Raw genomic sequence first — 13,834 nt, forward strand, 5'->3', positions numbered from 1 at the left:
ACCGGCTGGTGTTCGTCTCCCTGGGCGGCGCGACGGTCGCCTCGACGCTCGCGGGGCCGCGGCCGGAACCGGGACCGTGCTGCCGGGCTGTGGCTCAGGCGTCGATGATGACGGGGATGATGAGGGGCTGGCGGCGGTGGGTGCGGAACGCCCAGTTCGCCACGGCGCGGGCGACGAGTTGTTCGAGTTGGCGGGCGTCCCCGACGCCTTCCTCGGCCGCTGTGGCCAGGGTCTTCTCGATGACGGGGATGACCGGCTCGAAGGTGGTCTCGTCGTGGACGAACCCACGGGCCAGGAAGTCGGGGGCCTCGGCGAGGGCACCGGTGTCTGCGTCGACGATCGCCACCACCGTGACCACGCCTTCGGCGGCGAGGGTGAGGCGGTCCTTGAGGGACGCTTCGGTGGCGCCGCCGACTTCCATGCCGTCCACGTAGACGTTGCCGGCGGGGACCTTGCCGGTGATGGACGCGCGCCTGTCGACCAGGTCGACGACGACGCCGTCCTCGGCGATGACGACCCGCTCGGGGTCGACACCGGTACGGATGGCGAGGTCGCCGTTGGCCCGCAGGTGGCGCCATTCGCCGTGCACGGGCATGACGTTGCGGGGCTTGACGATGTTGTAGCAGTAGACGAGTTCGCCGGCGCTGGCATGCCCGGAGACGTGCACCTTGGCGTTGCCCTTGTGGACCACGTGGGCGCCCCACCGGGTGAGTCCGTTGATCACCCGGTAGATGGCGTTCTCGTTGCCGGGGATGAGGGAGCTGGCGAGCAGGACCGTGTCGCCCTTGCCGATGCGGATCATGTGGTCGCGGTTGGCCATCCGTGACAGCGCGGCCATCGGTTCGCCCTGGGAGCCGGTGCACACCAGAGTGATCTTGTGGTCCGGGAGCTTCTCCAGCTCCTTCGTGCTCACGACCAGACCGGAGGGGACCTTCAGATAGCCCAGGTCACGGGCGATGCCCATGTTGCGGACCATCGACCGGCCGACGAAGGCGACCTTGCGGCCGTGCTGGTGGGCGGCATCCAGGACCTGCTGGATGCGGTGCACGTGGCTGGCGAAGCTGGAGACGATGACCCGGCGCGGCGCGGTGCGCATCACCTGCTCGATCGCCGGGTTCAGCTCACGCTCGGAGGTGGTGAAGCCGGGTACTTCGGCGTTGGTGGAGTCGGTGAGAAACAGGTCCACGCCTTCCTCGCCGAGGCGGGCGAAGGCGCGCAGATCGGTGATGCGGTCGTCGAGGGGGAACTGGTCCATCTTGAAGTCGCCGGTGTGCAGCACCATCCCGGCCCTGGTGCGGATCGCGACCGCGAGGCTGTCGGGGATGGAGTGGTTGACCGCCACGAACTCGCAGTCGAAGGGCCCGAAGCCGCGCCGGTCACCCTCCCGCACCCGCACCGTGCGCGGCCGGATGCCGTGTTCCTTGAGCTTGGCCTCCAGGAACGCCAGCGTCAGCTTGGAGCCGACGACGGGAATGTCGGACCGCTCGCGCAGCAGGTACGGCACGCCGCCGATGTGGTCCTCGTGGCCGTGGGTGAGGACCACGGCCACGATGTCGTCCAGTCGGTCCCGGATCGAGGTGAAGTCCGGCAGGATCACGTCCACGCCGGGCTGGGTCTCCTCGGGGAAGAGCACGCCGCAGTCGACGATGAGCAGCTTGCCCGCGTGCTCGAAGACGGTCATGTTGCGGCCGATCTCACCTAGGCCGCCCAGGGCGATGACCCGCAGCCCTCCTTCGGGAAGGGGTGGGGCGGCTTTCAGGTCGGGGTGCGGATGACTCATACCCTGACGGTACCCGGAGAGCGGGATGGGGTGATCCATTGCCTGTGTGATCTCTTTTTCCCGACGGAGTGGACAGCCGCGGTGGGTGCCTTGGCACGATCGGATCACGCAGACGGCCGGAACAGGGAGTGGTGAAAAGCGGTACCACTTCCGGAACGCCTGGGCAGTGAGACGTCCTTCGCCGCGCTGTGCGGGGTCAGCCCCTTCGAACGTTCCTCGGGCAGTCGGCAGTACCGTCGCCTCGATCGTGGCGGCGACCGGCAGACCAATGCCGTCCCGCACCGGATCGTGCAGACCCGTCTGCGGGTCGACCCGCGCACCCAGGACTACTACGAACGCCGCAGCAAGGAGGGCAAGACCCGGCGCGAAATCGTCCGATGCCTCAAACGCTACGCTGCCCGGGAGGCCTTCCACCTATGGTCAGGCCCGCACAGCCGCACCCCCCGTCATAGGGGCAGTGACACGTGAGGACCCCCGCCGGCTTGCTCCGGCGGGGGTCCTGCGTAGACGGGGACCGCGTCGGCACGCGATGGCAGGCGAGCCACGGGCATGCGCGCATGGTCTCGTCCTGCGGGTTCCAGGAAGGCATCGGTACCCCGAGACGAGGGTGCTCTTTCGGAGGGGGAACGCGGCTCGCACCTTCGGGTCCTGCGACTGCAGGGCACAATGGTTCGCACGTCGTTGCTGGGGAGGGGCGTCGTGAAGTTCAGGAAGAGAACGCTGGAACTGCTGGGCGATCTCATTTGCGGGAACCTCGGTGCGGACGTCCCTCAGGGTGATGCCGAGCCTGCGTACTTCCCGTACCGGTCAAGCATGTACATCACCGAGTTCTTCGGGGAACTCGATATGGACTGGGAGCATGACGGTTCGACGCGGCACCGTTGGGTCGCGGGTGTGCTTGAGCAGTTGCTAGCGGAACCGCACGAGGGACCTACGCACCCGCCGGAGTCCTTCTCCAGGGTGATCGACCACCTGATGAATCCGGCGGACGCTCTCAACGAGGGGCTCGACCGGCCCAATGCCTTGCGGCTGCTGAACAATGCACTTGCCCGTGAGGGGTTCGAAGCCTTCTACAGGGAGGACAAGCACGGCTACCTGCGGCACGTCGGAACGAACACCGTCTCGGTGCTGGCCAGGAACCCACATCGTCCCCTGAGTGCCGCCGAGATGCAGCGACGTGCGGCTCTTGCTGCGTTTTTGGACACGCGCAGTGAGGATGCGCTCATCGAGCAGGTGCTGCTGCCTCTTTTCCGGCAGGTGGGGTTTCAACGGATCACAGCTGCCGGGCACCGGGACAAAGCGTTGGAGTACGGCAAGGACATCTGGATGCGTTACACCTTGCCGACTCAGCACTTCCTGTACTTCGGTATCCAGGTGAAGCGCGGGAAGCTGGATGCTATGGGGAAGTCCAGGGCGGGCAATGCCAACGTTGCTGAGATTCATAACCAGGCTCTGATGATGCTGGCACACGAGATCTTCGACCCTGAGACCAACCGGCGCGTTCTCGTCGACCATGCGTTCATCGTGGCTGGCGGCGAGATCACCAAGGCTGCACGCAACTGGCTGGGCAATGCTTTGGACGCGGCGAAGCGGAGCCAGATCATGTTCATGGATCGCGACGACATCCTGAACCAGTTCGTTGTGACCAACTTGCCGCTTCCCGAGGGTGTACTGCCCGGCGCGATGCCATCCGGTGGTACCGCGGAAGCCGCCGCAGGCCAACACCTGGTCGCAGCGTGGGCGGACCCTGTGGTGCGGGTGCGGGGCCGTTCCCGCATACGGATCTCCATCGCGGCGCTGACCTGCTACAAACCCGGCCACCGGTCCCGGCTGATCTACCGGCCGCGCCGGGACGACGACCGGCGCGACGGGCGTAAGAGCTTCTCCTGGCGCGACTACCGGGACCTGCTGATCGCAGCCCACCAGCAACTCGGCGGCCGATCGTGCTCGTCTGGGACATCCTCAACGTCCACAGGGCCGCCGGGCTGCGGGAGTTCGCCACCTCGCGCGACTGGCTGACCCCGCCTTACGCGCCCGACCTCAACCCCGTCGAAGGCATCTGGTCCCTGCTGCGGCGGGGCTGGCTCTCCAACGTCGCTTTCAGCACGCCAGAACACCTCATCCAGCGCATCCGACGCGGCCTGCGCCACATCCAGTACCGCGGCGACCTCATAGACGGCTGCCTCGCCGAAACGGGCCTGATCATCAACACATGACCACCACGACACCAGGTTCAACCGCGTAGGCCCAACGATTTGGGATGGGGCGACACGCCTGGCCATCAGGCAAAAATCGGCACTGAAGGTGCAATGTGGTGCAATATTGCATATTTGATCTCTCCGTAGGAGGAAACGCCATGGCGGGCAAGCCCAGCATTGTCTTCGCCCACGGACTCTGGGCGGATGGGTCGTGCTTCAACAAGCTCATCCCCACGCTCCAGGCTGAAGGGCACGAGGTTTTCGCCTCACAGCACGGCCTGGACTCGCTCGAAAGCGACGTCGCGTGCGTCAACTTCACGCTCAACCACGTCCCCGGCCCGATCGTGCTAGTCGGTCACTCCTACGGTGGGACCCTGATCACCAAAGCGGGCACCCACGACCGCGTCGGCGCTCTCGTGTACATCGCCGCGCTCGCCCCAGACGAGGACGAGACGTCGCAGGAACAGCAGGACAAATTCCCCCGCACGCCCATCTTCGAGCACGTGGACGTCGCTGACGGCCGCGTGTGGCTCAAGCCCTCGGGCGTCCCGCACTTCTGCGGCGACCTCCCGGAAGCGGAGCAGAAGCTCGTCCTGGCGACAGGCGCTGTGCCAGTGGCGGACCTGTTCAACCAGCAGGTTCCCGGCACCGCCTGGCGGACAAAGCCAAGCTGGTACATCGTCGCCAACAACGACCACACCGTGCACCCCGACCTGGAGCGGTCCGCCGCCGAGCGCATGGGCGCCAATATCCGTCCCGTGGACAGCAGCCACGTTCCCATGCTCTCGCATCCTGACTTCGTCCTCGATGTGATCCGTGAGGCCGCGGAGTCCCTCGACGCCTAGGCCAAGCCGACGACGACCGGCCGCAGCGCAACACGCAAGGAGGCGGCCCCGGACCAACCGGGCCGCCTCCTTGCAGCGACATCACGCTTTCAAGCTCAGTAGCTCGCTAACCGGCGGCCGCCGAAACTCGGGGGTGAAGTCGGCGTCGTCATCGGTGGACGATCGCTTGATGCCGTAGATCAATCAGAGAAGTAGACCCGGCCGTTCTTCCCTCGCCGCGCTGTGACCGGCGTACTTGATCTCCCACTTCTTCGGGATCGGGCGGGATGTTCCATGGGTCGGGAAAAGCTGGTAACGCAGCCCCCGGCCTGCCACCCGGAACCGGTTACGTCCGGCCGCCGCGAGTGGGTTTGGTAGTTCGAGCACGCGCCAATGCGGCCCGTACCGCATCGTGTTCACCCGGCTGCGCTTCGATCCCCGCACTCAGGCGTACTACGAACGCCGCACCCAGGAGGGGAAGACCCGACGTGAGATCATCCGATGCCTCAAGCGATATGCCGCCCGAGAGGTCTTCAAGCTGGTCCGGCCGGTATCCCGAACCCCCCATAGGGGCGTCCGTGAACCTGCTGGGAGCCGCTTGATCGGGGGAAGCCCCACGAAGTCGGGGCGGCGGAGGGTTTCCGGGCCATCGCGCGGGTCGCCCATTGTCAGCCCTCGGGGGCCTCCGCCTCCAGGGCGCCGAGCAGCTCGGCGAGTACCGGCAGTGCCCGCTCCAACACCTCGCGATTCTGTGGGGCGAGGCCGTCCAGCGCGCGGCGCAGGGCGGCGGTGCTGGTGCGGTCGTAGCGGTCGAGCATGCCCAGGGCCTTGGGGGAGGCCGCGAGGTGGACGGTGCGCAGGTCGGTGGCGGACGGGGTGCGCTCCACCAGGCCGGCCGCGGTCATCGTCCGGACCAGGTTGCTGACCGTGGACGGCGCGATCCGAAGTCGTACCGCGACCTCGCGGGGGGTCGCGGTTCCGGTCTCGGCGAGTGCGCGAAGCAGCTCGATCTGGGCCTCGGGGAGGTCGGGCAGAGCTTCGGCGCGGCGGGTACGCAGTACGGCCCGGCGCAGGGGGCCAAGGAGTCGGCCGAACTCGGTCGCGGTGTCCATGAGCCCATTGTGCCCACGGTTATATTTTGCTGCAAAGTAGTTTTGTGGCAAAATGAAGTTGTCGCGAGCGAACGTACCGCAGCGCGCACCGCAAGGAGACAGCACCATGAACAACGCAACCCACGAGACCACCGTCGCCAACCCCGTACCCCCGCAGGACCTGTCCGGCATCGTCGGCCACCGCTTCATCTACACCTACGCCAACGGCTGGCAGTACGAGATGTACGTCAAGAACGACCGCACCATCGACTACCGGATCCACTCCGGCATGGTCGGCGGCCGCTGGGTCAAGGACCAGCAGGTCGACCTGGTCCAGCTCGACGACGACAGCTACAAGGTCTCCTGGAACGAACCCACCGGCACCTCCGTCGCGGTCAACATCATGCCCGGCAAGCGCCGCCTGCACGGCGTGATCTTCTTCCCGCACTGGGTGGAGGAGCACGGCGAGCGCACCGTCTGCTTCCAGAACGAGCACCTCGACGAGATGCACGCGTACCGTGACAAGGGCCCGACCTACCCGATCTACGTGGTCCCGGAGTTCGCGAAGATCACCCTCTTCGAGTACGTCGGCGCCGACGACGAATCCGTCATCTCCGTCGCCCCCGGCGACCTCCCCGCCGGCTGGTCCACCCGTACCAACTGACCCACCCAGCCGCCCAGGAGACGACATGCTCTTCGCCCTGCTCGTGGAGTACACCGCGGAGACCTTCCCCGACGAGCTCATGCAAGCCCACCGGGACTGGCTCTTCCCCCGCTTCGAGGAAGGCTCCTTCCTCATCTCAGGCAGCCTCGACGCGGTGGATGAAAACCCCCCGTCGGCTCTTGCGATCTTCACCGCGGACAGCCTCGAAGAAGCACGCACCCTCGTCGACAGCGAACCCTTCTTCCGCGCCGGCGCCTGCCGGCACCGGGTCGTACCGTTCCACGTCCGGGTGCGCGCCGCCGAACTCGACACCGCATTCCCGGACGACACCAAGGTCCTCTCGGCGCGTCCCGGCCGTGGAGATGAAACGCCATGACGCGCTTTCCGTAAGGGCCGCGCCGCGGCCGGCCGGCTTCGAGCCATGTGGTCGAAGAGTTCGCCCCCTCCTTCGCAGGGGCGCCGGTCGCGGGCTGCCAGCTCCTCCACGTGGCGCCGCAGGCGTCCTCGGTTCGAATGGGACCGGCGTCACCAAAATCACGAGGCCCGAGAGCTGACAGGAGACCCCATTGGCCGCCGACGCCACTCCCGCAGACGCATCTGAGCAGGATCTCTCGCCGTTCGTCGGCAACCACTTCATCTACACCTACGCCAACGGCTGGCGGTACGAGTGGTACGCCTGCAACGAGACCGGGACCCCGATTCCTCTCCTGGAGGAGAGAAACGGCCGGGACGGTGTGCAGGCCGTCAGGGGGATGAGGGCGCCGCGGCCGCCCAGGGTGACGACCACCAGCCGCGCTCCGGCGGCGTGCCACTGGTCGCAGGCGTGCGCGGCCGGAACGCCAGGGCACAGCAGATCCAGGTCGTCCTTGCTCAGGCGCAGGATGTCCGCTAGGGCGCATCGGCGTGCCAGTCCGGCGCGGTAGCGCGCAGGCGGGACGATCAACGGGCGCACGTTGGGTCGGTGGAGAGGGTGGTGTCCTCACACGCTCGCTCCAGGAAGTCTGCGATGGTCGGCCCGTCTGGGCGCCGGACGGACCAGCGCCAGGGGGTCGGTGTGCAGGCAGGCGGTGCCCGCCATCGGTACGGTGTCCAATTCGGCTGCGCTCTACCGCAAGTCGGCGGTGCCTTCGCCGTGGAAGGACCAGGTGGCTTGCCTATGCTCGTCCAGGTCGGCCACTGCGAGCGTGGTGGACTCGGCGGCCCTCGGGCAATGGCTCAGGTCGACGCCGGAGGTGGCATGAGCGTCTCGCTGTGATGGAACTCCAGGTCGGCCACCGAACGCGCCGGAGTACGGATGCTCTCTCGGTTCATTCGGACCACGAAGCTGATCAACATTCGGACACCCGGCAGCGCGGCGTCCAGGTCCGCTCGTTGGTCGGCGATTTCCGGCCGGTCGATCTCGACGAAACCAACATCGTCCGCACCCGCGTCGAGACATAGCTGCCGCAGCCATGCCGCATCCAGCGGCTCGGCGGGGCGGGCGGAGCCGCGCTCGCGTCGCTGGCGGACTTTGACGACGGTGGGATGGTCGTCGAGCTTGTTCTTGCTGGCCCTCGGGCATCCTTTCTGATTTCTAACGTGGTGTCAGGTGCGTAGTGACTGCTCGTGCGACCGTGTCGCGCACCTCGGTGTGGGTTGGGGTCGGCAGGCCGCGTTCGGCGGCGAGTTCGGCCAGGGAGGTCATCCGGACGCCGGGCAGGGCACAGGCGGTGAAGGTGGTGTAGACGCTCAGGTCGGGATCGATGTTGAGGGCGAAGCCGTGGCTGGAGACGCTCCCGCTGATGCGCATGCCGATCGAGGCGAGTTTGCGGTGATCGGGGGTCCACACGCCCACCAGGCTCTCCGACCCCGGCGGCGTCTCGCGGCGGACCGCTGGGAAGCCCAGGCTGTCCGCTGCGTCGATCAGTGCCTGCTCGACACGGCGGATCAGGCCACGGGGACCGAGTTCGCGTACGTTGAGCACGAGGTAGCCGATGAGCTGGCCGGGACCGTGGTAGGTGGCATGTCCGCCGCGGTCTGTCTGCACCAGGACGATGGCTGAGTCCGCGTCGGGTAGTTGGTCGTTCGGTGTCCGGGCGGTGTAGGTGATCACCGCAGCGTGCGTGAGCAGGAAGAGCCGGTTGGCGGCGAGGCCCTGTTTGCGCTCCTCAACCCAGCGGGCCATGTCCGCCTGCGCCGCCGCGTAGGGCACTTCTCCCAGGTCGACGCGCTCCAACCACCAGTGTGAAGGTTGTTCCTCCGCAGATTCCGGCAGCCTCACCGTTCGTCTCCTCGCTCATGACCGCAGTTCACTACAGCTCGTGCAGCGCCGTGTTCCAGCCGTGGCACCAGCACGTGATCAGCCGGCCACAGTCACTTGCACGAGCACCTTGCCCACGGCGTTGCCCTGCACTGCGCAGTGCGCACTCGCCGTCTTCTCCAGCGGGAAGCGGTGGAACGGAAGACCGGCTTCCACCCTGGACCGCTCGTCGACTCAGCCAGTCGCCAGCTTCTGGATGCGCGGATGGTTCTCCAACGCCCACCGCACGGTCTTCGGCGGGCGCCCGAGCAGGGGTTCCAGCTGGTCGGTGATGCTGCCGTACCCGCCGCTGCCTATCAGCCGGGTCAGGGTCTTCAGGTGCTCAGCGATGTGCGGATAGGCGGACATGGCGGTGTCCACGTAGGTCTCGTTCCAGGTTTCGATGTCTTCGGGAACGTACGTGACGGGGCGTCCCAGGACGGCCGCGAAGTCCTCCGCGAACCCGTGCATGTCCTTCAGTTCCGGACCGGTGAGGGCGTAGGACTTCGAGAGGTGCGGGGCCGGGTCGGCAAGGATCTTCACGCACACCTCCGCCACGTCGTATCCGGCGATGGGCGCGATCTGGTGGGGGCCGAAGGGTAGGCGCAGTTCACCCCTGCTCAGCGACTCCAGTGCCAGCCAGGTCATGATGGGGTTCTCGACGAAGAAGGCCGCCTGGATGTTGACGGTCGGGACGCCGGACCACTCCAGCACCCGCTCGGCGACCCAGTGGGCCCGCTGCTGCGGCGACCACTGCTCGACGAGTCCACCGAGCCACGCATGCCGTTCCTCCTCCGGTGCGGTCATCTTGTCGAACGTCATGAACGACTGCTCGTACTCGGAGATGTTGACCAAGACCTCGATGTCGCCCTGGGCCCGCGCCGCCGCGGCCATCAGGCTGACGGCGTCGGTGTAGTACGGCGACAGGCTCATGCTGAAGTAGATGCGTCGGACGCCCTTCAGCGCGGCGGTCACGTCGGCGATGTTGAGCAGGTCACCGACGAAGACCTCGGCCCCGGCCTGGCGGAGCGAGTGTGCGCGTTGGTCGTCCTGGCGCACGAACGCGCGCACCGGGTGCCCTTGTTCAAGCAGCATGTCGACCATCGTTCGGCTCACGCCACCGATTTCGCCGGCGGCTCCGGTGATCAGGATGGGATTGCGCTCTGACATCAAGATTCCTCTGTCTGGTTGGGGTGGGTCAGCTGTACGGAAAGCCAGGGGATGTGGCCGGCGATCGTCTTGGGCTGCTTGGGTCGCCTGGGGCGTCTATGCCGTCGCTCGGCGCGGTGGCAGGCCATGGTCTCGGTCGGACTCGTGGAGGTGACCGTGCCCGCCGGAGGCGGTCGATGATGGCGAAGCCGTTGAGCTCGATGGCCGCCTCCGCGCGGGCCTTGGGCCCTGCTCCTGCCGAACCGTGCCGGCCAGGCGGATTCTGCGCAGTGTCATCGGGGCGAAGCGCCGTCGACGTGGGCGAGGAAGTCCAGGAGCGCGGCGTTGGTCTCCGCGGGACGCTCCTGCTGCGTCCAATGCCCACAGCCCGGAAGCACCACCACGTCATGCAGTTGAGGCGCGACAGCGGTCAGCGGGTTGCCCGACCCGCCCTCGCCCCGAAGCATTTCGCTCAGCGAGCTGCCCCCGTCCGGGCCGCGCAATGAGGTGACCATGTCGCGGTCTCCCACAACGTACAGCGCCGGGACGTCGATCCCGCGCCCCCGGAAAGCAGCGAGCAGTTCGTTGTTGCGCTCGATGTTCCGGTACCAGTTGAAGGCTCCGGTGAACGCCTGCTCGCCGTGGAGGGCGAAGTCCTCGGCGTACGCCTGGATGTCCTCCTCGGTCAGCCAGGCCGGGAGGTCGGGCGAGGCCGGCATGGTGTCCAGCAGGCCCAGACCTTCGGGTATGGCCAACGGGCGGGGCTCCCTGCCGAGCGGGTTGTCGCCCGAGGCACCGACCAGGAGGCGGCGGAAGGATTCCGGGATGTCCTTGGCGAACTCGGCGTCGGCGACTCCCGGCTGCTGGAAGTAGACCTGGTAGAAGCCCTCGCCGTACTCGGTGCGGGTGATGGAGGGCGGGACCATGCCGCCGGGCAGGATCGGCGGAATGCTGAGCCCGGCCACCGCACGGACCTTGTCGGGGCGCAGCATCGCCGCGGTCCAGGCGACGGGTGCGCCCCAGTCGTGCCCTACGACGACCGCCTGCACCTCGCCGAGTTCCTCGATCAGGGCGATCACGTCGCCGACGAGGTGGAGCAGGGTGTACGAGGTGACGTCCGGCGGCTGCTCGCTGCGGGCATAGCCGCGCTGGTCCGGGGCGACGACCCGGTACCCGGCCGCTGCCAGCGCCCCGAACTGGTGACGCCAGGAGTACCAGCTCTCCGGCCAGCCGTGCAGCAGCAGGACCAGCGGCCCCTGCCCCTGCTCGGCGATGTGCAGTCTGACTCCGTTCACGTCGACGAAGCGGTGGGTGAGCGAACTTTCCATGAGAATTACCTTGAAATCGGTGAGCGCGTGCTACTTGTTCAACTGCGGGTACAGGGCTTCCAGATCGGCGGACAGCTGCGACTTGACCCAGCGGGTGGTGTCGTCGGCCAGCACCTCATGCGCCCCCGCCTCGATGCCGGCGAGGGCGGCCACGGCGACATCGCGGGGGTCGGCCTTGGGTGCGTCGAGGCCCGACGTCATGTCGGTGTCCACGTAGGCCACGTGGAGCCCGGTCACCGCGATGCCTCGCGGCTGCAACTCCAGACGCAGAGAGTTGGTCTGCGACCACAGGGCGGCCTTGGAGGCGCTGTAGGGCGTGCCGTCGGCCAGCCAGGACAGGGCGGAGTGGACGTTGAGGATGTGGCCCCCGCCGTTGCGCTCGATGATCGGCACGAAGGCCCGGGTGACCAGCAGCGGCCCGTAGAAGTTGGTCTCCAGGTCCCGGCGGACTTCCTCCGTCGGGGAGTCGAGGTACGAGGCGCGGACCGAGGCGCCGGCGTTGTTGATCAGGATGGTGACGTCCTGGGCCTGCTCGGCGGCGGCCGTCACGGATGCGGGGTCGGTGACCTCAAGAGGCAGCGGAACGGCACGGGGGTGCGTCACCGTGCGCGGGTCACGGGCCGTGGCGTAGACCTTGCCGGCTCCGCGCCCGTAGAGCTCCTCGACGAGCATCTTGCCGATACCCCGGCCGCCTCCGGTGACGAGAACGGTGGCGCCTTCGATTGCTGTCACGACTACCTCCAAGAGCTGGGAAACCGATCGGTTTCACCTATCGTAAACCGATCGGTTTTTTCGTGCAAGTCGGGTCATGGTTGTTTGAAACGCGTCAGCGGCCATGTGGGAGCGATGACCTCACCCGGAGTCCGGCGGAGAGACTGAGGGGTGCTCTGTCGTACGGCTCGGCGTCGCCGGGATGCCCCGCCAGCGGCTTTACGGGCCCACCCGGGGGCGGCGACCGGGGGCGACCACCTTCCGGCGGCGCAGGGGAGTCAGGGGCGACAGCCACTCGGACGGCCGTGACGTCGGCAGCGACGGGGATCAGGACGCGAGGGCACCGCTGCAGGGATCGGATCACCGGTTGGTCCACCGCCAGGGGTAACTGATCAGTGAAGTAGCCGTGTGTCCCAGGCCGTCGTCCAGTCCGCAGGGGGCCAACGGGCAGGACATGTGCGGACAGGCCGCACCCTCCGTCTGTCGGAGCCCGCGCCCGGGGAGCTGCCGGGAGACGATCAGCCCACATGCGGCGGCTCGACGGACGTAGCACTCGCCCGTGTCGAGGTCCCCGTGTCGGCTCCGTCCACGAAAGGGGCGCGGCTTGGGGAAGGCCGGTCTGGGCGAGATGACGTCGGCCATGTCGCCCATGGGCCCTTACCGAGGCGATCGCCAAGCGCGTCGGTGTCACCCAGCCGTACCTCTTCCGGCTCTTTCCGGGCAAGCAGGCGATCTTCGTCGCCGCCTTGACGCGGAGCACGGAAGACACCCGGCTGGCTTTCGAGCAGGCAGTCGAAGGGGCGGAGGGCAGCGAGCAGGCCCTCCATGCCATAGCAAACGCTTACGCGCGACTTATCTCGGCGCACCCCGAAACGCTGCTGATGTAGATGCAGGGATACGCCCTCGTGGCAGCCGCCGAGGCGCAGGGTGATGACCAGATCGGCGAGCTTGTCCGGGCCGGCTGGTGAGGCTCTGGGAAACCGTGCGCCTGCCGCTGGGCGCAGACGTCGACGAGGCCACGACCTTCCTCGCGCACGGCATGCTGATCAACACCCTTACGGCCATCGGGCTTTCCCTCCGACTGCCGGGAAGCAAAGCCGTGATCGGTCGGAGCTGCTCCGGGCTGCCGCAGGCGGGCGTCAGCCCCGAGAGCGCATCGGTCACCGGGCCTCCTCGAAAAGGTGGTGCGTCAGCGCACGCCTGCCGCGTCGAGAAGGGTGGCCACCGTGGGGGCGATGAGCCCGGTGAGGTTGTCGGCTCCGATCCCCGCGCGGGCGCTGGCGCCGTCGAAGACCAGGCTGAGCTGTCGGGCCAGCAGGTCGGGATCGCTCGCTCCGCCCTGTTCGGCCTCGGCCCGGAAGAAGGCCGTCAGGTTTCCCTTGACGCGGTGGGCCACCCGGCTCGCGGGGTGGCTCTGGTCCTTGAGTTCGATCTGGACGGCCAGGTACTGGCAGCCTCGGAACTCGGGCGCACCCGCCTGTAGTTCCACCTGTTCGAAGACGTGCAGGATCCGCTCGCGGGGTGAGCGACCATCGTCCGCCGCGGGCAGGAGTGTCGTCACGAAGGCGGAAGCGCGTTGCTCCAGGCTCGCCGCCAGCAGTTCGTCCTTGCTCTCGAACAGCTGGTACATGGAGCGCTTCGACACCCCCGCCGCCTTGCACAGCGCCTCGATGCCGATGCCGACGCCGTCTCGGTAGGTGAGTGTGGCCGCCGCTTCCAGGAGCCGCTCTCGGGGACTTGCCTTCACTTCGGTGCTCATACTGTGAGGTTAACTCGATTCCGGCGAAATATAAACCGATCGGTTTTCGCGG

Annotated in this window: 11 protein-coding genes and 4 pseudogenes; 8 read left to right on the forward strand and 7 right to left on the reverse strand. The window is 67.4% G+C overall.

Features of this window, described 5'->3' with window-relative positions:
* Positions 1-94 precede the first annotated feature (94 nt).
* The gene (locus ABTY98_RS35820; RefSeq protein ID WP_352225286.1) at positions 95-1,780 is read right to left on the reverse strand and encodes a ribonuclease J; all 1,686 of its coding nucleotides are present in this window, start codon (positions 1,778-1,780) and stop codon (positions 95-97) included.
* A gap of 150 nt (positions 1,781-1,930) precedes the next feature.
* On the opposite strand from ABTY98_RS35820, the pseudogene ABTY98_RS35825 reads away from it, so the two are divergent.
* From ABTY98_RS35825 to ABTY98_RS35840, 4 genes and pseudogenes are all read left to right on the forward strand, one after another.
* Positions 1,931-2,232 (forward strand): annotated as a pseudogene (locus tag ABTY98_RS35825) (transposase); the annotation flags it as partial.
* 1,256 nt (positions 2,233-3,488) lie between these two features.
* Positions 3,489-3,996 (forward strand): annotated as a pseudogene (locus ABTY98_RS35830) (transposase); the annotation flags it as partial.
* A 140-nt stretch (positions 3,997-4,136) separates the two neighbouring features.
* Complete coding sequence (locus tag ABTY98_RS35835) at positions 4,137-4,823, forward strand: alpha/beta hydrolase (protein WP_352225287.1); 687 nt, start codon at positions 4,137-4,139, stop codon at positions 4,821-4,823.
* Between the two features lie 388 nt (positions 4,824-5,211).
* Positions 5,212-5,346, forward strand: a pseudogene (locus ABTY98_RS35840) (IS110 family transposase); the annotation flags it as partial.
* A gap of 124 nt (positions 5,347-5,470) precedes the next feature.
* Here the strand turns inward: ABTY98_RS35840 and ABTY98_RS35845 are convergent.
* On the reverse strand, positions 5,471-5,914 hold the full coding sequence (locus ABTY98_RS35845; RefSeq protein WP_352225288.1) for a MarR family winged helix-turn-helix transcriptional regulator: 444 nt from the start codon (positions 5,912-5,914) through the stop codon (positions 5,471-5,473).
* 106 nt (positions 5,915-6,020) lie between these two features.
* Here ABTY98_RS35845 and ABTY98_RS35850 point away from each other — a divergent pair, with 106 nt between their 5' ends.
* The 3 genes from ABTY98_RS35850 (at position 6,021) to ABTY98_RS35860 (ending at position 7,480) form a co-directional block, all read left to right on the forward strand.
* The gene (locus ABTY98_RS35850) at positions 6,021-6,557 is read left to right on the forward strand and encodes a phenolic acid decarboxylase (RefSeq protein WP_352225289.1); all 537 of its coding nucleotides are present in this window, start codon (positions 6,021-6,023) and stop codon (positions 6,555-6,557) included.
* A 25-nt stretch (positions 6,558-6,582) separates the two neighbouring features.
* Positions 6,583-6,933 carry a YciI family protein gene (locus ABTY98_RS35855; protein ID WP_352225290.1) on the forward strand — a complete coding sequence of 117 codons (351 nt, stop codon included), beginning with the start codon at positions 6,583-6,585 and terminating at the stop codon, positions 6,931-6,933.
* A gap of 190 nt (positions 6,934-7,123) precedes the next feature.
* Positions 7,124-7,480 carry a phenolic acid decarboxylase gene (locus ABTY98_RS35860; protein WP_352225291.1) on the forward strand — a complete coding sequence of 119 codons (357 nt, stop codon included), beginning with the start codon at positions 7,124-7,126 and terminating at the stop codon, positions 7,478-7,480.
* Between the two features lie 650 nt (positions 7,481-8,130).
* Here the strand turns inward: ABTY98_RS35860 and lipB are convergent.
* The 4 genes from lipB to ABTY98_RS35880 all read right to left on the reverse strand — a co-directional run bounded on the left by lipB (position 8,131) and on the right by ABTY98_RS35880 (position 12,044).
* On the reverse strand, positions 8,131-8,817 hold the full coding sequence (gene lipB / locus ABTY98_RS35865; protein ID WP_352225292.1) for a lipoyl(octanoyl) transferase LipB: 687 nt from the start codon (positions 8,815-8,817) through the stop codon (positions 8,131-8,133).
* Between the two features lie 213 nt (positions 8,818-9,030).
* On the reverse strand, positions 9,031-10,005 hold the full coding sequence (locus tag ABTY98_RS35870; protein ID WP_352225293.1) for an NmrA family NAD(P)-binding protein: 975 nt from the start codon (positions 10,003-10,005) through the stop codon (positions 9,031-9,033).
* Between the two features lie 272 nt (positions 10,006-10,277).
* Positions 10,278-11,312 carry an alpha/beta fold hydrolase gene (locus tag ABTY98_RS35875; protein ID WP_352225294.1) on the reverse strand — a complete coding sequence of 345 codons (1,035 nt, stop codon included), beginning with the start codon at positions 11,310-11,312 and terminating at the stop codon, positions 10,278-10,280.
* Between the two features lie 30 nt (positions 11,313-11,342).
* On the reverse strand, positions 11,343-12,044 hold the full coding sequence (locus ABTY98_RS35880; protein WP_352225295.1) for an SDR family oxidoreductase: 702 nt from the start codon (positions 12,042-12,044) through the stop codon (positions 11,343-11,345).
* 638 nt (positions 12,045-12,682) lie between these two features.
* Here ABTY98_RS35880 and ABTY98_RS35885 point away from each other — a divergent pair.
* Positions 12,683-13,092 (forward strand): annotated as a pseudogene (locus ABTY98_RS35885) (TetR/AcrR family transcriptional regulator); the annotation flags it as partial.
* 120 nt (positions 13,093-13,212) lie between these two features.
* On the opposite strand, the gene ABTY98_RS35890 reads toward ABTY98_RS35885, so the two are convergent.
* Complete coding sequence (locus ABTY98_RS35890) at positions 13,213-13,782, reverse strand: TetR/AcrR family transcriptional regulator (RefSeq protein WP_352225296.1); 570 nt, start codon at positions 13,780-13,782, stop codon at positions 13,213-13,215.
* Positions 13,783-13,834 lie beyond the last annotated feature (52 nt).

Source organism: Streptomyces sp. NPDC096040, assembly GCF_040303265.1.
GTDB lineage: Bacteria > Actinomycetota > Actinomycetes > Streptomycetales > Streptomycetaceae > Streptomyces.